Source organism: Pantoea sp. 9140 (genome assembly GCF_000745295.1).
Taxonomy (GTDB): domain Bacteria; phylum Pseudomonadota; class Gammaproteobacteria; order Enterobacterales; family Enterobacteriaceae; genus Pantoea; species Pantoea vagans.
In genome coordinates this window covers 397,401-417,953 of the sequence record NZ_JQNO01000001.1, presented here as the reverse complement: position 1 = coordinate 417,953, position 20,553 = coordinate 397,401, and the positions used below count along the sequence as shown (strand labels likewise).

Here is a 20,553-nt window from a genome sequence, read left to right as displayed (position 1 = left end):
CTGCGCTGCAATTCTGAAATCTCTTCACATCACGCTTTCCAGTTCGCCGATTTCTGACTGTCTTTCACCGTCCCCGATTTTTACCCTGTCGCCTTCTTAACTCAGGAGACGATGTGATGAATTATCAACGTGGATTTACGCTGGTTGAACTGATGATTGTGGTGGGTATTGTGGCGATCTTAAGTGCCATTGGCCTGCCCGCTTATCAAAACTATCTGCAGCGTGCGGCCCTCACCGACATGCTGCAAACGATGGTGCCCTATAAAACCGCGGTAGAGCTTTGCGCCATGGAGCGCGGTGGCCCCACACAATGTCAGGCCGGAGAAGCAGGCATTCCGGCAGCCAGAGGATCGCGCTATGTCTCAACACTGAGCGTGACCAACGGGGTGATTACGCTGACTGGCCAGGAGAGTCTGAATGGTCTGAGCGTTGAAATGCTGCCAATCTGGGACAGCACAGAGGGCGGCATCAGCTGGCAACGCAGCTGCACCAGCAGTAACACCAGCCTGCAGGACAACTGCCGGGAACAATTCCGCTTTGCGGATAAAGGAGCCAGCGATGAGCAAGCCTGATGAGACGATTGCGGCATTATGCCAGCGCTATCGTGCTCTGGTTTTGCATCATGATGCCAGTCTGCTGCGCGTTGCCGTCGCGGAGAGCGTGCCGCCCGGACTGGCTGAAGCGCTCAACTTTGCCAGCCAGTGTCAGATTGAGATCGAATGCTGGCCACAGGCCCGGCTTGACCAGCTCCAGCACGCTGATAAACCGCTGGTAGCGCGCGAAGAGACACCTACCGAGTCAGCAATTGAAGCGACACAGCTTATCCTGCGTCAGGCACTGGAGCGACGAGCCTCCGATGTGCATATCGAACCCTGCCGCGAGGGTCTGCGTGTGCGACTGCGCATTGATGGCGTACTGCATCCGCTCTCTTCACTGCCTTCCACTCAGCCTGCGGCGTTGCTGGCACGACTGAAGATCCTTGGCGGGCTGGATATCGCCGAACGCCGCTTACCGCAGGATGGTCAGTTCAGCATGGAGATTGCCGGTAAACCCGCCTCTTTCCGCCTGGCGACCTTGCCCATCTATGGCGGCGAGAAAGCAGTGGTCCGGCTGTTGCAGAGTGAAAGCGCGGCGCTGTCTCTGGATAAGCTCGGCTTACCCGCTGCCCAGTTGCGTCTGTTCTGTGCCGCACTGGCCCAGCCACAGGGACTGATCCTGGTCACCGGCCCCACCGGCAGCGGCAAGACGTTTACGCTTTATAGCGGACTCAGTGCCCTGAATAAACCGGAAAAAAATCTGTGCAGCGTTGAAGATCCTATTGAGATCCCACTGCCCGGCATTAACCAGACGCAGATTCACACCAAAAACGGTCTCGATTTTAACCGTGTGCTGCGGGCGCTGCTGAGGCAGGATCCGGATGTGATCATGGTGGGCGAGATCCGCGATGCCGAAACAGCGGAGATTGCGGTGAAAGCGGCGCAGACCGGGCATCTGGTGCTATCGACGCTGCACACCAACTCCACCGCCGAAACGCTAACCCGGCTGCGGCAGATGGGGATTCCCGGTTATCTGCTGGGGTCGGCGCTGAAACTAATCGTTGCGCAGCGTCTGGTCCGACGCCTCTGCCCCCATTGCCGTCAGCCCGCTGAGGCGGTGGCGCACTATCCTGCGGAACTCTGGCCCGGCACTCTGCAGACCTGGCGAGCCCCCGGCTGCGACCACTGCTTTTCCGGCTATTTTGGCCGGCTGGCGCTGTTTGAGCTGCTGCCGATCAATGCCAGGCTGCAGAATGCGATTGCAGCCGAGATGCCGCTGGAGAATCTGCTCAGTCTGGCGAAACAGCAGGGATTGCGCACTTTACTGGTTTCCGGCCTGGAAGCGGTAAGCCGGGGCGATACCTCGCTGGAAGAGATGCAACGGGTGATTGGGCTGGACGATGGCTAATGCGGCTTTATTCAGCTGGCAGGCAGTCGATAGCCAGGGGCAGTTACTCAGTGGTCAGCTACTGGCTATCGACACTGACAACCTGCTGCAGATGCTGGCACAGCGCGATCTTCTGCCGGTGAGCTGGAAGCGGGAAAAAATCTGGCGTCAGAGGGAGTGGACGTGGCAGCACAAAACCGATCTGATTCGTCAGCTGGCTACCCTGCTCAAAGCGGGCCTGCCGCTGGCTGAGAGTCTGGCTTTACTGGCTGAGGGGCATCCTCATGCAGGCTGGCGGGCTCTGATGCTCGCCCTGCATCATCGGGTACTCAGCGGTGCCCCTTTTTCACAGGCTTTGCGTGAATGGCCGCAGATTTTTCCGCCGCTCTACCCGGCTCTGATGGAAGTGGGCGAACTGACGGGGCAGTTGGATGTCTGCTGCAGTGAGCTTGCTCAGCAGCAGATCCGCCAGCAGCAGCTATGGCATCAGGTGGCAAAGGCGTTACGCTATCCGCTGTTCATTCTGCTGGTGGCGATAGCGGTCACCTGCGGCATGCTGCTGTTCGTGCTGCCAGAGTTTGTTGCGGTGTATGACTCCTTTGACGCGCCCCTGCCCGCGTTTACAGCCGCGGTTATGCAGTTATCTGCCGCGCTTCAGGAATGGGGCGGTGTGCTGGCCTTTGGTATTTCGCTGATGCTGGCTGGATGGCATCAGCTGCGACGACGCTCTCCAGGCTGGCAACGTCGTGAACAGACGCTTTTCCTGCGCATCCCGCTGCTTTCCGGGTTGTGGCGTGGCACGCAGCTGACGCAGATCTATACCATCCTGAATCTCACGCAGCGCGCCGGGTTAACCCTGTTACAGGGGCTGGCCGCCGTGGAAGTCACGCTCTCTTCATTACTCTGGCGGGAAGCGATGGCCGGACTGCAGCAGCATATTGCGCAGGGGAGTCCTCTGCATCAGGCGCTGATGCAGCATCCGCTATTCACGCCCTTATGTGGTCAGTTGATTCGGGTGGGTGAAGAGGCGGGCGCACTGGATTTGATGCTGGCCCGCCTGGCGGAATGGCACGAGGCAGAAACGCGAGAGCGCGCTGACACACTGGCGGCGTCACTGGAACCAATTATGATGGTGGTGATTGGCGGGATTGTCGGCACGCTGGTGATTGCGATGTATCTGCCGGTGTTCGGGCTGGGTGATGCGATGCATTAAGGGGGCGCAAAGTGCGCCCCGAAAGACTATCGATTGAAAACGCGGTTTTCCTGCTCGTTAACCCGGATAAAGGTCGTACGCTTGGTCAGCTCTTTAAGGCGCTCAGCCCCGACGTACGTACAGGCGGAACGCAGTCCACCCAGGATATCACGCGCGGTGTCAGCCACCGGACCGCGCAATGGCAGCTTCACGGTTTTACCTTCTGCGGCACGGTATTGCGCGACACCGCCGACATGACGCTTCATTGCCGATTCGGAACTCATGCCGTAAAAGAGCATGAAGCTTTCACCATTCTCTTCGACGACCTGCCCTTCACACTCATCATGTGCCGCCAGCATACCGCCCAGCATCACAAAATCAGCGCCGCCGCCAAAGGCTTTGGCGATATCACCCGGCACGGAACAGCCGCCATCACTGACAATCTGTCCGCTTAAGCCATGCGCCGCATCGGCACACTCAATGACTGCAGAAAGCTGCGGATAGCCCACGCCGGTTTTCACACGGGTTGTGCAGACCGATCCTGGACCAATACCGACTTTGACGATATCCGCGCCGGAGAGGATGAGCTCCTCCACCATTTCGCCCGTGACCACGTTACCGGCACAGATGGTTTTAGCCGGAAACATTTCACGCGCGCGCTGCAGGAAATCGACAAAATGCTGCGAGTAGCCGTTAGCCACGTCAATGCAGATAAACTGCAGATCGTCAGACAGCGCCATAATCGCGACCAGTTTAGTCAGGTCGGCTTCTGAGGTGCCGGTTGAAACCATCACATGGTTCAGGACTGTCGCAGGCACGCGCTGAATAAACGCCCGCCAGTCGTCTGCGCTGTAATGCTTGTGGACGGCAGTGAGGATATTGAAGCTGGCCAGCGCCTCGGCCATCGAAAATGTGCCGACGGTATCCATGTTGGCGGCGATGATCGGTACGCCGCTCCAGCTCAGGCCTGAATGTCTGAAGGTAAAGCTGCGCTCAAGCTCAACCTGTGAGCGACTTTGCAGCGTTGAACGTTTGGGGCGGATCAAGACATCTTTAAAGCCCAGTTTCAAATCTTCTTCAATACGCATAAACAGTGTCCTGGTAAGTGGCAATGAATCGTCGTTCACGAAGTAAGCACAGCTCCAGTGACGTTATGATACGCGCCTCTCGCTGCGCGACAAGACTGCGAATTTCACTTTATTTACGCTACAATCCGTTAAATTTAGTTGTGCTTTATCGGTGTGATCTGCCGCGCATTTTTGCCTTTTTTAGCCAGATCATTACCCTGTACCTATGTCGGATTATGAAGTCAGGTGAGAAACATGCCCTATATCGTCGCGCTTACAGGGGGAATCGGCAGTGGAAAGAGTACGATTGCCCAGGCATTCGCCGCGTCTGGCGTGGACATTATTGATGCTGACCTGATCGCCCGCGAAGTTGTTGAACCTGGCACGCCCGCTTTGCAGGCCATTCAGGCACGCTATGGCGCGTCAATCGTGACGGAACAGGGAATGCTTGATCGTAAACAGCTTCGCGACATTATTTTTCAGCAGCCTGAAGAGAAAAGCTGGTTAAACGCCCTGCTGCATCCGCAGATTAACGCCCGGACACGAGAACTGATCGCCCAGGCCACCTCACCTTATGTGCTCTGGGTGGTGCCATTACTGGTGGAAAATCAGTTACAGCACCAGGCTGATCGGGTACTGGTGGTAGACATTGATGAGGCAACGCAGTTAAAGCGCACCCAGCAGCGTGACCATCTTTCCGTCGAACAGGCGAAACGTATTATTGCCGCACAGGCCACGCGCCAGCAGCGCCTCGCCTGTGCCGATGACATTATTGATAACAGTGGTGAGCCCGACGACGCCTTGCCACAGGTTGCCGAACTCCATCAGCGCTATCTCAGGCTGGCGGCAACGAAACAGGATTAATACCATGAGCACACCCGTTCTGTTTGAACACCCACTGAATGAAAAAATGCGAACCTGGTTACGGGTTGAGTTTTTGATTAATCAGTTAGATGAAACGACCCCACTGGATAAAACCGTTAATGCGCTGACCTTTTTTCGCCTGACTGGCGAGTTGCTCGATATTTTTGAGCGCGGCGATATGCGGACAGAACTGCTGAAAGAGCTTGAGCGCCAGCAGCAAAAATTACGGGCGTGGGCTGACGTGCCTGGCGTCGATATGACGCTGGTAGATGCTCTGCGCGATAAACTCAAAATTCAGTCAACGCTGTTGATGAATGCACCGCGTATGGGCCAGCAACTGCGCGAGGATCGTCTGATTGCCCTGGTGCGTCAGCGACTGAGCATCCCAGGCGGATGCTGCAGCTTTGATTTGCCGGGCCTGCACATCTGGCTCCATCTGCCGCAGGAAACTCGCGATGCGCAGGTCGAGGCCTGGATGCAGACGCTGGAGCCGCTGCATCATGCGCTGGCGATGGTATTGGATCTAATCCGCCAGTCCGGCGCGTTCCATATGCAGACCAGTCTTAATGGTTTTTATCAGGATAATGCCGAGGGTGCCGATCTGCTGCGACTACAGTTGTCGCTGGACGATGCGCTCTATCCCCAGGTGTCCGGACATAAAAGCCGCTACGCCATTCGTTTTATGCCACTTGATAGTGAGCGCGGTGAAGTTCCGGCCCGCCTTAACTTCCAGCTGGCCTGTTGTTAGAGGTAAATATGCAGCAAGAAGTGATGACCGTTTCCTGTCCGCAGTGCGGCAAAGATGTGATCTGGGATGAGCTCAGCCCGTGGCGCCCTTTTTGCAGTAAGCGCTGCCAGCTCATCGATTTAGGAGAATGGGCCGCAGAAGAAAAACGCATTCCCAGCAGCAACGACATGAACGACAGTGATAACTGGAGCGAAGAAGAAGATCGCTGATGAGATGGGGCGCACTGCCCCATCCAGTCAGAGTTCGCCCGCGACCAGACGCGCAATCAGCTGGTGATTCGCGGGTGGAAACTCCTCCGCCACCAGCGCTTGCTGATCAACCCAACGCTGTGGCTGACCCTCTTTGCCCCACGGCTCGCCTTTCCACCCTTCAACCAGAAAGAAATGCAGCGTTACGCGCAAATCGTCATAGCTGTGGTCTGCATGACCAATAGGGCGCGCCTCAGTGACGTCAATCCCGGTCTCTTCGTGTAGCTCCCTGATCAGCCCCTGTTCGGCGCTTTCGCCCGCTTCAATCTTACCGCCAGGAAACTCCCACTTGTTCGCCATGTAAGAGCTTGCCGCACGCTGGGCAAGGAAAATCTGTTTATTGGCATTGCGAATGATGCCAACTGCAACCTGCAGGTGCTTCATGGAAACTATCCGGTCGTCATAAGTGAATGAAGGCTGATTCTAGAGCATGCCGGAGCGGAAGTTAACCGCTTTAGCTCCGCGCTGGCGCAGAGATTACGTTAGCAGAGTGCATAAATAAAGGAGCCATCGGCTCCTTTTTCATCAGCATTCAGTCTCAGGCAATACGGCCATGACACTGCTTGTACTTTTTACCGGAACCGCATGGGCAGGGATCGTTGCGGCCGACTTTGCGTTCGCCGCTCTGCTCTGCCACAGGCTCGGCTGCCAGCAAATCTTCTTCTACATGGCTTAGCTGCTGTTGCTGCGCCAGACGTTCAGCCTCTTCACGACGCTGCTGCTCCATCGCTTCAACTTCTTCTGGCATGCGCACCTGCACTTTGCTCAGCGTACTGATCACTTCATACTTCAGTGATTCAAGCATTGCGGCAAACATAGCGAAGGACTCACGCTTGTACTCCTGCTTCGGATCTTTCTGCGCATAGCCGCGCAGATGGATACCCTGACGCAGATAGTCCATCGCAGCCAGATGCTCTTTCCACAATGAATCCAGCGTCTGCAACATCACGCCTTTTTCGAAGTTGCGCATCATCTCTGCACCAACGATCTGCTCTTTCTCTGCGTAGCTTTCCGTGGCGTGGGTCATGATGCGCTCACGCAGCACTTCTTCGTGCAGATCAGGCTCTTTATCCAGCCATTCTGCAATCGGCAGATTCAGATCGAAGTCAGCACGCAGACGCTCTTCCAGACCCGGCACGTCCCACATCTCTTCCAGCGACTGCGGCGGAATATAGGTGTCGATAGTGGCTTTATAGACATCGTGGCGAATGCTGTTGATGGTTTCGCTAACGTCCGAGACATCCAGCAGCTCATTACGCTGACTGTAAATCGCGCGACGCTGGTCATTTGCCACATCATCATATTCCAGCAGCTGCTTACGAATATCGAAGTTGCGGCTTTCAACTTTACGCTGTGCGTTGGCAATCGCTTTGGTAACCCACGGATGCTCAATCGCTTCGCCTGGCTTCATGCCCAGTTTACGCATCATGTTGGAGACGCGGTCTGAGGCGAAAATACGCATCAGCGCATCTTCCATCGACAGGTAGAAGCGTGACGAACCGGCGTCACCCTGACGGCCGGCACGACCACGCAGCTGGTTATCGATACGACGCGATTCGTGACGTTCGGTACCGACAATGTGCAGACCACCTGACGCCAGAACCGCATCATGACGAATCTGCCATGCCGCTTTAATCTCCTGGATTTGCGCTTCAGTTGGCTCTTCCAGTTCTTCCACTTCAGCGTGCCAGCTACCGCCCAGCATAATATCCGTACCACGTCCGGCCATGTTGGTGGCGATAGTGACCGCACCCGGCTGACCAGCCTGCGCCACGATGTCCGCTTCGCGGGCGTGGAATTTGGCGTTCAGGACGTTATGTTTGATACCGGCACGGGTCAGTTCGTTAGAAACCACTTCTGATTTTTCAATCGAGATGGTTCCCACCAGCACCGGCTGACCGTTGGCTGTGCGCTCACGGATATCTTCGATAATGGCATCGATCTTCTCTTTCTCGGTCATGTAGACCAGGTCGGCCAGATCTTTACGCACCATCGGACGGTTGGTCGGCACCACAATGGTGTCGAGCTTGTAAATAGAGCTGAATTCGAACGCTTCGGTATCAGCAGTACCGGTCATACCGGCCAGCTTCTCATAAATACGGAAGTAGTTCTGGAAGGTGATCGAGGCCAGCGTCTGGTTCTCGTTCTGAATCTCAACGCCTTCTTTCGCTTCAATCGCCTGATGCAGACCATCGGACCAGCGACGGCCCTGCATGGTACGGCCGGTGTGTTCATCAACAATCACCACTTCGCCATCTTTCACGATGTAATCAACATCGCGGGTAAAGAGTGCGTGCGCACGCAGCGCCGCAGTGACATGGTGCATCAGCATGATATTGGTCGGTGAGTAGAGAGACTCGCCCGCTTCCATGATGCCCTGGCTGACCAGCAGCTCTTCCACTTTCACCAGACCACGCTCAGACATGTGAGCCTGACGCGCTTTCTCATCGACCCAGAAGTCACCTTCACCCTGATGGGTTTCGGTATCTTCTTTATCCTGGCGAACCAGATGAGGGATGATCTTGTTCACTTTGGTGTAAAGCTCAGAGCTGTCTTCTGCCGGACCAGAGATAATCAGCGGCGTACGCGCTTCATCGATCAGGATGGAGTCGACCTCATCCACCAGCGCATAGTGCAGTTTACGCTGTACGCGCTCTTCCGGGCTGAAAGCCATGTTGTCGCGCAGATAGTCAAAGCCATATTCATTGTTGGTGCCGTAGGTAATATCAGCAGCATAGGCTTCACGCTTCGCCACAGCTGGCAGGCCAGACATGTTGATACCAATGCTTAAACCCAGGAACTCAAACAGTGGACGGTTGTTTTCCGCATCACGCTGTGCCAGATAGTCGTTGACGGTCACCACGTGAACGCCTTTGCCGGACAGCGCATTCAGGTAGGCTGGCAGCGTTGCGGTCAGGGTTTTACCTTCACCGGTACGCATTTCAGCGATGCAGCGGTCATTCAGCACCATGCCGCCGATCAACTGCACGTCGAAGTGACGCATGCCGAACACACGTTTACTCGCTTCACGCACGGTCGCGAACGCTTCCGGGATCAGGCTTTCCAGCGATTCGCCTTTCTTCAGGCGCTCGCGGAACTCATCGGTTTTCGCTTTCAGTTCATCGTCAGAGAGCTTCTCAAAATCGGGCTCCATCTTATTGATGACGTCCACCACTTTGCGCATACGGCGCAGCGTACGATCGTTACTGCTACCAAAAACCTTGGTCAATATTTTGCTTAACATAGTAAATATATTCTCAATTCAGCCGGCGCATTCCGGACTGCAAAATCTAAACAGCGTGAATAAAACCAAAAATATTAGCAGAACAATCGGGCGGGTCCGGCGCGAATGCCATGCACGCTGGCATGCCATTCTACCCATGAGCGGGTAGCGGCTGTGAAAAGAGGCGGTACAGATATCTGCTGCGGTGCAGTATGCAGCGCAGAATGCGATGTCAGTAAATTATGCAGTGAGTCGATCAGCGCCAGCTTTTGTGCTGCCAGCGGTAACTGCTGTTGCTCTGCCTGCACCTGAGGTGCCAGCGTGAAAGAGAGGTGACGAATAACGGTGCGGATGGCGTGCTGATGCCAGTAATCCACGCTGAAGCTTGGACGTCGGGATGCTTCCTGAAGCCGGATTAAATGATCAAAGCGGGTAGCATTGCAGAGAAAGAGGCTGCTGGCCGGCGATTCAGACGAGGCGTTGAGTTCGGAGCTTTGCGCACAGGCTGGCAGGCCAAAGCTGGCCGCTACCATCCCTAACAGGAGATGGGGCCAGAAATAGCGTCTACCTAATTGTCGCCAGCGCAGAAGAATCCCGATCACAACCTTTCCATCGCGCATGCTCTGTTGCGCTCTTGATTTCGTGTACCCGCCGCGAGCCGCAACGGATTTCGGCCTGTAAAAGCGCCACAGATAGTAACATTAATGTGGGGCATCCACACCTGGGATTAAAGAGGCGGCGTGAGAAAACGCGTGTGATTGTTCAGCAATTCAGCAGAACAGACAACGCTTTGCGAGCAAGGTCGCAGTCATCAGGTGTGTTACGGAAGGCAATAAAAAAACGGCTGGTGCCGCTGACCGGAGAGGGTGTCAGCATAACCAGCCGTTTCACGTTCTGGGGTAGTTAAGCCAGAACCAGATTCGGTGCTTTGAATGCCACTGGCAGTTCAGCTTCGTCTTCGAAGGTTGCCCATTCCCAGGCTTCCTGCTTCGCCAGAACCGCCTGCAACAGCTTGTTGTTTAGCGCGTGGCCCGATTTGAACGCAGTGAATGCGCCAATAATGTTATGACCACACATAAACAAGTCGCCAATCGCGTCCAGCATTTTGTGACGGACAAACTCGTCTTCAAAACGCAGACCTTCTTCATTCAGTACGCGGAAATCATCCAGACCTATCGCACAATCTAAGCTACCGCCCAGGCACAGGCCTTTAGACTGCAGATATTCGATTTCACGCATAAAGCCAAATGTACGCGCCCGGCTGATTTGACGAACAAAGGCGTCAGCAGAGAAGTTCATCGCATAGCGCTGTGAGCTGGAATCGATAGCCGGGTGTTTGAAGTCAATGGTGAAATCGAGCGAGAAACCGTTGTACGGTTTGATCTCTGCCCATTTGTCACCCTCTTCCACACGCACGGTCTGCTTAACACGCACAAATTTCTTCGTGCTGTTGAGCTGCTCGATACCCGCATCCATCAGCAGATAGATAAACGGTGCTGCGCTGCCGTCCATGATCGGGATTTCTGGCGCATCGACTTCAACAATAATGTTGTCGATACCCAGACCCGCCAGGGCGGCATTAAGGTGTTCAACCGTTGAAATACGCACGCCTTCATCATTCACCAGGCAGGTACTCAGCATGGTGTCGCGCACGTATTTTGCATCAGCCGGAAAATCTACCGGTGGATTCAAGTCGGTGCGACGATAGATGACCCCGGTGTTAGCCGACGCAGGGCGTAATGTCAGTGTGACTTTTTTGCCGGTATGTAAACCGACGCCAGTCGCCTGAACAATACGTTTTAATGTCCTTTGTTTGATCATCGCATTATCTCGCAGTATCACCTTTCCGACCGCCAGTATACTTTACCAGCGGACAGACACTTTAGCACAAAGAGCGGAGAATCCCAATTATAGGGTTAATCCTAGTCGGCCTGCTTACGTAAAAAGGCCGGAATATCAAGATAGTCTGGCTCTTTATTCGACTGCGCAGCCTGGTCGTTAACGACTTTGGCAGCAGGCTTCTGCTCCTGCGGCAGTGGTGACATACCGTGCTGCTGATAGCGATGATCCATCACTGGCTGGCTGGCTGGCTTGTTGGTGACCAGCGTGATTTCTGGACGCTTGTCCATGCCAATACCGGTTGCCACGACAGTGACGCGCAGTTCGTCGTTCATTTCCGGATCCAGCGACGTACCGATTACCACGGTCGCGTTGTCAGAGGCGAAGGCACGGATAGTGTTACCCACGGTTTCGAACTCATCCAGACGCAGGTCGAAGCCCGCAGTAATGTTGACCAGCACGCCACGGGCGCCAGACAGGTCGATATCTTCCAGCAGTGGGCTGGAGATCGCCATTTCAGCCGCTTCTTCCGCACGATCTTCACCGCACGCCACGCCTGAACCCATCATTGCATAGCCCATTTCGGACATCACGGTACGCACGTCAGCAAAGTCGACGTTCATCAGGCCCGGACGAGTGATCAGTTCGGCGATACCCTGGACTGCGCCTTTCAGCACGTCATTGGCCGCACCAAACGCATCCAGCAGGGAAATGCCACGACCCAGCACTTTCAGCAGCTTGTCGTTTGGAATGGTAATCAGTGAATCGACATGCTTGGAGAGTTCAGCGATCCCCTGCTCGGCAAACGCCATGCGTTTTTTGCCTTCGAAGTTGAATGGCTTGGTGACAACCGCCACCGTCAGGATACCGAGATCCTTGGCCACTTCAGCAACCACAGGTGCTGCACCGGTACCGGTACCGCCGCCCATGCCTGCTGCGATGAAGACCATGTCTGCCCCTTCCAGCGCAGCCCGCAGTGCTTCGCGATCTTCTTCTGCAGAGTTACGGCCCACTTCCGGGTTCGCACCCGCACCCAGACCTTTGGTAATGTTATTACCGATCTGGATGGTCTGGCCGACCGCTGTTTTACGCAGCGCTTGCGCGTCGGTATTCACAGCAAAGAATTCCACACCTTCGATACGTTCGCGTACCATGTGCTCTACGGCGTTACCGCCGCCGCCACCGACGCCGATGACTTTAATCACCGCGTCGTTGGTTAATTCCATAGGTTCAAACATGATTTCTCTCCGTTATGTGCCTGTCGCCTGGAGATCATTAAAGAAAACAGCATGATCCCCTTTCACAAAAATTAAAACTCTTTTTTTAACCAACTGTTAATACGCTTGAACCAGTTACCTACTGAAACCCGTTTTTCGGTCTCTGCATCACCGTTCATGTGCGACTCTTTGCCGTAATGCAACAGTCCCACGGCGGTGGAGTAGTACGATTCCTGCGCATAGTCAGTCAGGCCGGTAATATTCAGCGGCTGTCCGATACGCACCTGCGTATGGAATACGCGTTGCGCACAGGCCGCCAGTCCTTCGATTTGCGCTGCACCACCGGTCAGGACAATGCCTGCGGCCAGATGATGCTTCACGCCCTGCTGACGCAGTTGTTCCTGTAACTGCAGAATCTCGTCATTGACCAGATTCAAAAGTTCGGTATAACGCGGCTCAATCACTTCCGCCAGCGTCTGACGTTGCAGGCTGCGCGGTGGACGTCCTCCTACGCTCGGCACTTCAACGTTCTCATCTTTGCCGACAATCGAGCCCAGCGCACAGCCATGGCGCACTTTAATCGCTTCAGCATCCGTTGGTGGTGTACCAAACGCATAGGCGATATCGCTGGTGACGACGTTGCCTGCATACGGAATCACCTTAGTGTGCCGTAAAGCGCCGCCGGTATATACGGCTATGTCCATTGTACCGCCACCAATATCGACAACACAGACGCCCAGCTCACGTTCGTCTTCAGTCAGAACCGCAAAACTGGAGGCGAGGCCGGCAAAAATCAGCTGATCCACTTTCAGTCCGCAACGCTCAACGGCTTTAACGATGTTCTTCGCCATATCGTTGTGGCAGGTGATCAGGTGTACTTTTGCCTGCATGCGCACGCCGGACAGCCCGACCGGATTCTTAATCCCTTCCTGATAATCGATTGCGTATTCCTGAGGAATTACATGCAGGATGCGGTGCTCGTCACGTACTCTCACCGATTTGGCGGTATGTACAACGTTCTCTACATCATCCTGAGTCACTTCCTCTTCCGAAATCGGAACCATCCCGATTTCGTTCTGACAACTGATATGTTTGCCCGATAAAGCAAGGTAGACGGAGGAGATCTGGCAATCTGCCATCAGCTCAGCCTGATCGATGGCGCGCTGAACGCATTTCACCACCGACTCAAGGTCGTTTACGCCACCTTTATCCATACCGCGGGAAGGGCAGCTGCCCACCCCAATAATGTTGACCATACCATCGGGCAGAACTTCCCCAACCAGGGCGGCAACCTTTGCAGTGCCGATTTCGAGTCCAACTACCAGTTTTCTGTCCGTTGCCTTGATCATTGTTGTTTAGCCTGTGCCTGGTTCTGTTGCTGATTACTGTCCTGTGGCTCCATCACGACCGGTGTCCAGCCAACAGAAGCGCCAGAGTCGTATCGCAAATCCACGTAGCTGATACGTTTGCTCTCGTTCTGACCTTGCTGTTGCAGCACCGGGTAGAGCTCAATAAAGCGATTCAGTCGTTTCATGGTGTCGCTGCGGCCCAGTTCGATACGTACATCATCGCTGGTGACCAGCTGCCATGAACGACGGGCCGTCATCGACGCCACCTTCAGGGTAAACTTCCGGGCTTTCAGCACATCATCCATGCTGTGATAGCCCGCCAGGACCTCTTTCTCACTCCCTTCTGGCCCATACAACATCGGCATTGTTTCTTTGCCGGCATGACTGGCGGGTACGCTGAAGGAGACACCTTCAGCATCCACCATATGCAAATCGTTCCAGCGCGCCACCGGCGTATACTCCACCAGATGGATTTTCAGTTCGTCCGGCCACTGCTTACGTACGCTGACCTGCTTAATCCACGGCAGCCGCTCAATCTGCTGCTGAAGGATATCCACATCCTGAGACATAAACGTGCCAGGCGGACCCAGCGACAGAATCGCCTGGCGGATATCGTCGTGGGTGGTGTAGTGCGTCTGTCCTGTCACCACCAGTTTTGACAGCGGCAGCCGGGACGCATCGTTCATCCACTTCAGCACTACCAGCCCGCCGGCAACCATAATCCCGATAACCATCAGCAGAAAAACAATGCCGAACAGTCGGGCTCCGTTACTGCGCCCGGTGCGAATACGCTCCTGCGGTTCACGGTTTCGAACTCTCATCGCCGCCTGTGACATATCAGTCGGCCAGCTCCAGAATATGGGCAACCAGCTGCGGGAAACTCATGCCCGCCTGTTTTGCTGCCATAGGAACCAGACTGTGGCTGGTCATGCCCGGAGAGGTATTGGCTTCCAGCAACTGAAAGCGCCCTTCCTCATCCGTCATCACATCAACCCGTCCCCAGCCACGACAGCCCAGTGCACGCCAGGCCGCCAGCACCAGCTGCTGTAATTCAGCTTCACGTTCAGCGCTTAAATCGGCCGGACAGACGTACTGAGTATCGTCAGAAATGTATTTAGCTTCATAGTCATAGAACTCACTGGCGCTCTTTATTTCAATTGAGGGCAGAATACGATCGCCCACAATCGCGACGGTATACTCCGCGCCGCTGAGAAACGCCTCGACCAGTACGTCATCGTCGTGCTTAAACGCCATGTCCAGTGCGGCAGGCAGCGCGCTCAGATCGTTAACCCGGCTGATACCCACACTCGAGCCTTCACAGGCTGGCTTTACAAACAGTGGCAGACCCAGCGCCGCAATTGCTGCGTTGCTCTCTGCATCTAGCCCGGCATCAAACTGCTGACGCGTCAGCCAGACAAATTTGCCTGAGGGTAATCCGCGACCCTGCCACAGCAGTTTGGTGCGCAGCTTATCCATGGTCACAGCCGATGCCATTACGCCGCTGCCGGTGTAAGGCAGTTGCAGGAACTCCAGCACCGCCTGCATCGTGCCATCTTCTCCGCCCCGGCCATGCAGCGCGATAAAGGCTTTGGCAAAGCCCTGCTCTTTCAGCGTCAGCACCGATACATCACGGGTGTCGACGCCATGCGCATTGATGCCCATTTCCCGCAGTCCGGCGACGACGGCCTGACCCGAGTTCAGCGAAACCTCACGCTCTGCTGAGGTGCCGCCCATTAATACGGCAACTTTATCCGCCATGACGATCCTCCGCTTTGCGTTCCGGCTGGAGCTTAGTCTCCGCCAGCTTGCGGGCAACCTTGCCGACGTTACCGGCACCCTGCACCAGAATCAGGTCATTGCCTGACAGCAGTGGTGCCAGCATTTCCGGCAGCGCGTCATGTTCCGGCACCAGAATCGGATCAACCTTGCCCCGGTTACGAATGGCACGGCACAGCGAACGGCTGTCGGCACCCGGAATCGCGGTTTCACCGGCGGAGTACACATCCAGCATCAGCAACACATCGACATGCGACAGCACGTTGGCGAAATCATCAAACAGATCGCGGGTACGGCTGTAACGGTGCGGCTGAAACACCATCACCAGTTTTTTATCCGGCCAGCCTGCGCGCGCGGCTTTAATCGTCGCGTCAACTTCAGTGGGATGGTGACCGTAATCATCCACCAGCATCGCAGTGCCCGGCTGACCGTTCACCGGCTCTGTCGGGAATTCACCCAGCAGATCAAAGCGACGGCCCGTGCCCTGGAAACTCTCCAGCGCAGCCAGGATGGCATTGTCTTCAATGCCCTCTTCACTGGCGACGGCGACCGCGGCTGCCGCGTTCAGGGCGTTGTGGCGACCCGGCGCATTCAGCGTAATCTGCAGCGGCGCTTTATCCTGACGGATCAGGGTAAAATGCCCCTGCGCGCCACTCTGCTCATAGTTTTCAATGCGCAGATCCGCATCGTCACTGAAACCGTAGGTGGTGATATGACGGCCCACGCGCGGGATCAGGTCACGGATAACCACATCATCCACACACATCACCGCACGACCGTAAAACGGCAGGTTGTGCAGGAAGTTAATAAACGTCTGCTTCAGGTTCTCAAAATCGCCCTGATAGGTGTCCATATGGTCAGCTTCGATGTTGGTCACAATGGCCACCATCGGCTGCAGATGCAGGAACGACGCATCGCTCTCATCCGCTTCGGCAATCAGATAGCGGCTGTGACCCAGACGAGCATGTGTGCCTGCTGCTTTAACCAGGCCGCCGTTAACGAAAGTCGGATCAAGACCGGCTTCCGCATAAATACTCGACACCATCGCCGTGGTGGTCGTTTTGCCATGCGTACCCGCAACGGCGATGCCGTGACGGAAACGCATCAGTTCAGCCAGCATTTCCGCGCGACGGATGACCGGGATACGCTGTTCACGAGCCGCTACCAGTTCCGGGTTATCCTGCGATACGGCGCTGGAGACCACAACGACGCTGGCATCGGTCACGTTTTCGGGGCGATGGTTAAAATAAATGGTGGCGCCCAGGGCGATCAGGTTCTGCGTCACCGGGTTAGGGGCCAGATCTGAACCGCTGATATGGTAGCCTTCATTTGCTAACACTTCGGCAATACCGCCCATGCCAGCACCACCGATGCCGACAAAGTGGATGTGCCGGACGCGACGCATCTCGGGCACGATAGAACGCAGTTTTGCCAATTGTTGTGTATTCATCGCTCTCAGTTACCTGCTATTTCAGTTTGTACCCACTTCGGGTACAGGTCAGACACGCTGACCGGAATGATTACTTTGCGGCGCGAGCCACTTCCTGAGCGACCCGTCCAGTCGCATCGGGGATCGCCACCTGACGGGCCTGCTCAGCCATCGTCAGCAGTGTTGCGCGGTCCCAGTGGCGTAGCAAATCCGCTACAGCCTCCGCAGTAAATTGCGGCTGCTCAAAAATTCTGGCGGCGCCCGCTTTCTCCAGCGGCAGCGCGTTCCAGTACTGCTGGCGATCTTTGTGCTGAAACGGCACGAAAATCGCCGGTAAACCAGCGGCAGCGACTTCGCTCACGGTTAATGCGCCGGAGCGACATACCACCACATCAGCCCAGGCGTAGGCGGCAGCCATGTCATCAATAAACTCAGTGACCTTATGCTGCGTCTGTCCCACCTGCTGATAGGCTTTCTCTGTTTCGGGCTGTGCCCCTTTACCGGTCTGATGCCACAGGGTGATCTCATCACCCACCAGCGCCGCAACCTGCGGCAGCGTCTGGTTCAGAATCCGCGCCCCCTGACTGCCCCCAATCACCAGCACCCGAATCGGGCCATGACGATCCGCCAGACGTTGCGCGGGTAAAGGCAGAGCCAGAACATCGGTACGAACCGGATTCCCCACCACATCGGCGGCGGGAAACGCGCCCGGAAACGCCTGCAGTACTTTGGTAGCGATTTTCGCCAGCCATTTGTTAGTCAGCCCGGCGATCCCGTTCTGCTCATGCAGCACCACCGGAATTCCGCAGCTCCAGGCCGCTAAGCCGCCTGGTCCTGAAACGTAGCCGCCCATGCCCAGCACAACATCCGGCTGCCAGTCTTTCATAATGCGACGCGCCTGGCGCCAGGCATTGAAGATACGTAGCGGTGCCAGTAGCAGTGCTTTCATGCCCTTCCCGCGTAATCCGCTGATACGGATGAAGTCGATGTCGATGCCGTGCTTTGGCACCAGATCGGCTTCCATACGGTCGGCGGTGCCTAACCAGCGAACCTGCCAGCCCTGTTCCATCAGATGATGGGCGACAGCCAGACCGGGAAAGACATGTCCGCCGGTTCCGCCTGCCATCACCATCAATCGCTTACCGCTCATCGACCACCTCGGGTAAACGCCTGCGCTTTCGCCAGGCGCGTTTCATAATCTATGCGTAATAAAAAGACGATGGCGGTCGACATAATGATCAGACTCGACCCACCGTAACTGATCAGCGGTAAGGTCAGGCCTTTGGTCGGTAACATACCGGCAGCAGCCCCGACGTTAACCAGCGCCTGGAAGCTGAACCAGACACCGATTGAACAGGCTAAAAAGCCGGAAAAACGCTGATCCAGTTCCAGAGCACGACGGCCAATCGACATCGCACGAAAAGCGACGAAGAATACCATTAAAAGTGCCAGTACCACACCGACATAGCCGAGTTCTTCCCCGATGATGGCGAAAATAAAGTCGGTATGCGCTTCCGGCAGATATTCCAGCTTTTGCACCGAGTTACCGAGTCCCTGCCCCCAGAATTCTCCGCGACCAAATGCCATCAGAGACTGCGTCAGCTGGTAGCCACTACCAAACGGATCTTCCCACGGGTTCCAGAACGAGGTCACACGGCGCATACGATAAGGTTCTGCAATGATCAGCAGGATCACCGCAAAAATGCCGGAGCCGATGATGGCCATGAACTGCCACAGCTTGGCACCGGCCAGGAACAGCATCGCCAGCGTGGTGACAAACAGCACCACCACCGTACCGAGGTCCGGCTGCGCCAGCAGTAACACCGCCAGCACGACCATCACCCCCATCGGCTTACAGAAGCCCCAGAAGTTGTTACGCACCTCTTCCACTTTGCGCACCAGGTAGCTGGCCAGATAGCAGAACAGGGAGAGCTTCGACAGCTCCGCAGGCTGGATACGCAGCGGACCCAGCGCAATCCAGCGCGAGGCACCGTTAACTGAGCTGCCGACGACCAGAACAATCAGCAGCATCGCCACCGTGACCATCAGCATCACGTTGCTGTAGCGCTGCCAGAAATCCATCGGCACCCGCAACGTGACCAGCGCCATACCCAAAGCCAGCACGATGTAGAACGCATCACGTTTGGCGAAGTAAAAGAGATCGTCATTCAGACGCTGACCTACCGGCATAGACGCCGACGTCACCATCACAAAACCAATTACCGCCAGGCCCAGCGTCAGCCATAACAGAGTGCGGTCATAGAGCACCAGCGATGAATCATCACTTTCGCGTGCGCCCATCACCCAGTCTTTCAGGCGTCCTGAGAAGTAACCCGCCAGTCCGGCACCAGGAATACGCATCAGCTCAGCTCCTTCGCCAGTTGCGCGAACTGCTCACCGCGCTGCTCAAAGTTACGGAACTGGTCAAGGCTGGCGCAGGCCGGCGACAGCAGAACCATATCGCCTGCTTTAACCTGTGGCGCGATCTGCTCCATTGCCTGTCGCATCGTTTCCGTGCGTACAGCGATGTCAGGACGCAGCGCGGCCAGCGCATCGCCGTCACGGCCAAAGCAGTAAAGGCGCACGTTGTCGCCCTGCAGCCACGGGATCAACGGTGTAAAATCGGCTGACTTGCCATCACCCCCCATCAGCAGCCACAGCGTTCCCTGAACCTGCAGGCCATTCAGCGCCGCTTCGGTGCTGCCGACGTTGGTCGCTTTGGAGTCATTAATCCAGCGTACGCCCTGGTTTTCATGGACCAGTTGGAAGCGATGCGCCAGACCGTTAAATTGCGTTAAAGCCGCCAGGCTGGAGGCGCGTGGCAGACCGACCGCATCGGCCAGCGCCAGCGCAGCCAGCGCGTTGGTGTAGTTATGCTGTCCCACCATCTTCATTTCAGCGGTGTTCAGGACTTTCTCACCTTTCACCCGCAGCCAGATACTGCCCTGCTGCTTGTTAAGGTGGTAGTCACCGAAATCGACACCAAAGCTGACACAGCGCTTATCCGCACCACGTACCGGCATCGTCAGCGCATCATCAGCGTTAACGATGCAGATCTGCGCATTCTCATAGACCCGCAGCTTGGCAGCACGATACTGCTGCATACCCAGCGGATAGCGGTCCATATGATCTTCGGTGACGTTAAGCACGGTTGCCGCAGCCGCTTTCAGACTGTGGGTGGTCTCAAGCTGGAAACTGGAGAGTTCCAGTACATAAAGTTGGGCCGGTGATTGCAGCAGACTCAGCGCGGGCAGACCAATATTGCCACCGACGCCCACCTGCCAGCCTGCGGCTTTCGCCATCTCACCTACCAGCGTGGTCACGGTGCTTTTGCCGTTGGAACCGGTAATTGCCACGATGGGAGCCTGCGCCTCGCGGCAGAACAGCTCAATGTCACCGACGATTTCAATTCCGGCTTCTACCGCTTCGCTGAGAATCGGATGCGCCAGCGCGACGCCAGGGCTGGCAACAATCAGATCTGCCGCCAGTAGCCAGTCACCGTTAATGCCGCCCAGATGGCGTTCAACCTGCCCGGGCAATTTATCCAGCCCCGGCGGCGAGACACGGGTGTCCATCACGCGAGGCGTGACGCCCTGCGCTAAAAAGAAATCAACACAGGAGAGCCCGGTAAGGCCCAGTCCGATGATGACGACTTTTCTACCCCGATAGTCAGCCATG

General features: G+C 55.9%; 19 protein-coding genes. 6 read left to right on the top strand and 13 right to left on the bottom strand.

Features of this window, described 5'->3' with window-relative positions; all coding sequences use genetic code 11:
• The first annotated feature begins 116 nt into the window (after positions 1 to 116).
• Genes ppdD through hofC form a run of 3 tightly spaced genes read left to right on the top strand, consistent with a single transcriptional unit; the run spans position 117 to position 3,136 of the window.
• Positions 117 to 572 (top strand): prepilin peptidase-dependent pilin, encoded by a 456-nt coding sequence (gene ppdD, locus FA92_RS01775; protein WP_013356781.1) that lies wholly within the window; start codon positions 117 to 119, stop codon positions 570 to 572.
• Complete coding sequence (gene gspE, locus FA92_RS01770) at positions 559 to 1,944, top strand: type II secretion system protein GspE (protein WP_013356780.1); 1,386 nt, start codon at positions 559 to 561, stop codon at positions 1,942 to 1,944. The genes ppdD and gspE overlap by 14 nt, the downstream gene beginning before the upstream one ends.
• On the top strand, positions 1,937 to 3,136 hold the full coding sequence (hofC, locus tag FA92_RS01765; protein ID WP_033781871.1) for a protein transport protein HofC: 1,200 nt from the start codon (positions 1,937 to 1,939) through the stop codon (positions 3,134 to 3,136). Before gspE ends, hofC begins: the two co-directional genes overlap by 8 nt.
• Before the next feature lie 26 nt (positions 3,137 to 3,162).
• Here hofC and FA92_RS01760 read toward each other — a convergent pair whose 3' ends face one another.
• The gene (locus FA92_RS01760; protein ID WP_033781869.1) at positions 3,163 to 4,203 is read right to left on the bottom strand and encodes a GMP reductase; all 1,041 of its coding nucleotides are present in this window, start codon (positions 4,201 to 4,203) and stop codon (positions 3,163 to 3,165) included.
• Between the two features lie 234 nt (positions 4,204 to 4,437).
• Between FA92_RS01760 and coaE the strand changes: the two genes are divergently transcribed.
• From coaE to yacG, 3 genes are read left to right on the top strand one after another with little or no spacing between them, the layout of a single operon-like run.
• Positions 4,438 to 5,046 (top strand): dephospho-CoA kinase, encoded by a 609-nt coding sequence (gene coaE, locus FA92_RS01755; RefSeq protein WP_013356777.1) that lies wholly within the window; start codon positions 4,438 to 4,440, stop codon positions 5,044 to 5,046.
• A gap of 4 nt (positions 5,047 to 5,050) precedes the next feature.
• The gene (gene zapD / locus FA92_RS01750; RefSeq protein ID WP_033781868.1) at positions 5,051 to 5,794 is read left to right on the top strand and encodes a cell division protein ZapD; all 744 of its coding nucleotides are present in this window, start codon (positions 5,051 to 5,053) and stop codon (positions 5,792 to 5,794) included.
• 8 nt (positions 5,795 to 5,802) lie between these two features.
• Positions 5,803 to 6,003 carry a DNA gyrase inhibitor YacG gene (yacG, locus tag FA92_RS01745; protein ID WP_013356775.1) on the top strand — a complete coding sequence of 67 codons (201 nt, stop codon included), beginning with the start codon at positions 5,803 to 5,805 and terminating at the stop codon, positions 6,001 to 6,003.
• A 27-nt stretch (positions 6,004 to 6,030) separates the two neighbouring features.
• Here yacG and mutT read toward each other — a convergent pair whose 3' ends face one another.
• The 12 genes from mutT to murD all read right to left on the bottom strand — a co-directional run bounded on the left by mutT (position 6,031) and on the right by murD (position 20,552).
• Positions 6,031 to 6,426 carry an 8-oxo-dGTP diphosphatase MutT gene (gene mutT / locus FA92_RS01740; RefSeq protein WP_013356774.1) on the bottom strand — a complete coding sequence of 132 codons (396 nt, stop codon included), beginning with the start codon at positions 6,424 to 6,426 and terminating at the stop codon, positions 6,031 to 6,033.
• A 154-nt stretch (positions 6,427 to 6,580) separates the two neighbouring features.
• A complete protein-coding gene (gene secA / locus FA92_RS01735) occupies positions 6,581 to 9,286 on the bottom strand; it encodes a preprotein translocase subunit SecA (RefSeq protein ID WP_033731564.1) in 2,706 nt (901 codons plus the stop codon).
• 74 nt (positions 9,287 to 9,360) lie between these two features.
• Complete coding sequence (gene secM / locus FA92_RS01730; protein ID WP_325050639.1) at positions 9,361 to 9,867, bottom strand: secA translation cis-regulator SecM; 507 nt, start codon at positions 9,865 to 9,867, stop codon at positions 9,361 to 9,363.
• A 301-nt stretch (positions 9,868 to 10,168) separates the two neighbouring features.
• Positions 10,169 to 11,086, bottom strand: a complete 918-nt coding sequence (gene lpxC / locus FA92_RS01725) for a UDP-3-O-acyl-N-acetylglucosamine deacetylase (protein ID WP_033781864.1) — start codon at positions 11,084 to 11,086, stop codon at positions 10,169 to 10,171.
• Positions 11,087 to 11,187: 101 nt separating this feature from the next.
• On the bottom strand, positions 11,188 to 12,342 hold the full coding sequence (gene ftsZ, locus FA92_RS01720; protein WP_003854738.1) for a cell division protein FtsZ: 1,155 nt from the start codon (positions 12,340 to 12,342) through the stop codon (positions 11,188 to 11,190).
• Between the two features lie 71 nt (positions 12,343 to 12,413).
• Positions 12,414 to 13,670 (bottom strand): cell division protein FtsA, encoded by a 1,257-nt coding sequence (gene ftsA / locus FA92_RS01715; RefSeq protein ID WP_010253890.1) that lies wholly within the window; start codon positions 13,668 to 13,670, stop codon positions 12,414 to 12,416.
• Positions 13,667 to 14,506, bottom strand: coding sequence for a cell division protein FtsQ (ftsQ, locus tag FA92_RS01710; protein ID WP_013356768.1), 840 nt, complete (start codon positions 14,504 to 14,506; stop codon positions 13,667 to 13,669). The genes ftsA and ftsQ overlap by 4 nt, the downstream gene beginning before the upstream one ends.
• Position 14,507: 1 nt before the next feature.
• Positions 14,508 to 15,428 carry a D-alanine--D-alanine ligase gene (locus tag FA92_RS01705; protein ID WP_033781862.1) on the bottom strand — a complete coding sequence of 307 codons (921 nt, stop codon included), beginning with the start codon at positions 15,426 to 15,428 and terminating at the stop codon, positions 14,508 to 14,510.
• Positions 15,418 to 16,896, bottom strand: coding sequence for a UDP-N-acetylmuramate--L-alanine ligase (murC, locus tag FA92_RS01700; protein ID WP_013356766.1), 1,479 nt, complete (start codon positions 16,894 to 16,896; stop codon positions 15,418 to 15,420). The genes FA92_RS01705 and murC overlap by 11 nt, the downstream gene beginning before the upstream one ends.
• Positions 16,897 to 16,966: 70 nt before the next feature.
• Positions 16,967 to 18,025 (bottom strand): undecaprenyldiphospho-muramoylpentapeptide beta-N-acetylglucosaminyltransferase, encoded by a 1,059-nt coding sequence (gene murG / locus FA92_RS01695; protein ID WP_013356765.1) that lies wholly within the window; start codon positions 18,023 to 18,025, stop codon positions 16,967 to 16,969.
• A complete protein-coding gene (ftsW, locus tag FA92_RS01690; protein ID WP_003854750.1) occupies positions 18,022 to 19,236 on the bottom strand; it encodes a cell division protein FtsW in 1,215 nt (404 codons plus the stop codon). The genes murG and ftsW overlap by 4 nt, the downstream gene beginning before the upstream one ends.
• Positions 19,236 to 20,552: a UDP-N-acetylmuramoyl-L-alanine--D-glutamate ligase gene (gene murD / locus FA92_RS01685; RefSeq protein WP_033781860.1), complete on the bottom strand. Its 1,317-nt coding sequence runs from the start codon at positions 20,550 to 20,552 to the stop codon at positions 19,236 to 19,238. The genes ftsW and murD overlap by 1 nt, the downstream gene beginning before the upstream one ends.
• Position 20,553 lies beyond the last annotated feature (1 nt).

What these genes read in the sequence shown, in the direction of transcription:
- ppdD (WP_013356781.1), top strand. Translation starts at nt 117, where the DNA reads ATGAATTATCAACGTGGATTTACGCTGGTTGAACTGATGATTGTGGTG.
- gspE (WP_013356780.1), top strand. Translation starts at nt 559, where the DNA reads ATGAGCAAGCCTGATGAGACGATTGCGGCATTATGCCAGCGCTATCGT.
- hofC (WP_033781871.1), top strand. Translation starts at nt 1,937, where the DNA reads ATGGCTAATGCGGCTTTATTCAGCTGGCAGGCAGTCGATAGCCAGGGG.
- FA92_RS01760 (WP_033781869.1), bottom strand. Translation starts at nt 4,203, where the DNA reads ATGCGTATTGAAGAAGATTTGAAACTGGGCTTTAAAGATGTCTTGATC.
- coaE (WP_013356777.1), top strand. Translation starts at nt 4,438, where the DNA reads ATGCCCTATATCGTCGCGCTTACAGGGGGAATCGGCAGTGGAAAGAGT.
- zapD (WP_033781868.1), top strand. Translation starts at nt 5,051, where the DNA reads ATGAGCACACCCGTTCTGTTTGAACACCCACTGAATGAAAAAATGCGA.
- yacG (WP_013356775.1), top strand. Translation starts at nt 5,803, where the DNA reads ATGCAGCAAGAAGTGATGACCGTTTCCTGTCCGCAGTGCGGCAAAGAT.
- mutT (WP_013356774.1), bottom strand. Translation starts at nt 6,426, where the DNA reads ATGAAGCACCTGCAGGTTGCAGTTGGCATCATTCGCAATGCCAATAAA.
- secA (WP_033731564.1), bottom strand. Translation starts at nt 9,286, where the DNA reads ATGTTAAGCAAAATATTGACCAAGGTTTTTGGTAGCAGTAACGATCGT.
- lpxC (WP_033781864.1), bottom strand. Translation starts at nt 11,086, where the DNA reads ATGATCAAACAAAGGACATTAAAACGTATTGTTCAGGCGACTGGCGTC.
- ftsZ (WP_003854738.1), bottom strand. Translation starts at nt 12,342, where the DNA reads ATGTTTGAACCTATGGAATTAACCAACGACGCGGTGATTAAAGTCATC.
- ftsA (WP_010253890.1), bottom strand. Translation starts at nt 13,670, where the DNA reads ATGATCAAGGCAACGGACAGAAAACTGGTAGTTGGACTCGAAATCGGC.
- ftsQ (WP_013356768.1), bottom strand. Translation starts at nt 14,506, where the DNA reads ATGTCACAGGCGGCGATGAGAGTTCGAAACCGTGAACCGCAGGAGCGT.
- FA92_RS01705 (WP_033781862.1), bottom strand. Translation starts at nt 15,428, where the DNA reads ATGGCGGATAAAGTTGCCGTATTAATGGGCGGCACCTCAGCAGAGCGT.
- murC (WP_013356766.1), bottom strand. Translation starts at nt 16,896, where the DNA reads ATGAATACACAACAATTGGCAAAACTGCGTTCTATCGTGCCCGAGATG.
- murG (WP_013356765.1), bottom strand. Translation starts at nt 18,025, where the DNA reads ATGAGCGGTAAGCGATTGATGGTGATGGCAGGCGGAACCGGCGGACAT.
- ftsW (WP_003854750.1), bottom strand. Translation starts at nt 19,236, where the DNA reads ATGCGTATTCCTGGTGCCGGACTGGCGGGTTACTTCTCAGGACGCCTG.
- murD (WP_033781860.1), bottom strand. Translation starts at nt 20,552, where the DNA reads ATGGCTGACTATCGGGGTAGAAAAGTCGTCATCATCGGACTGGGCCTT.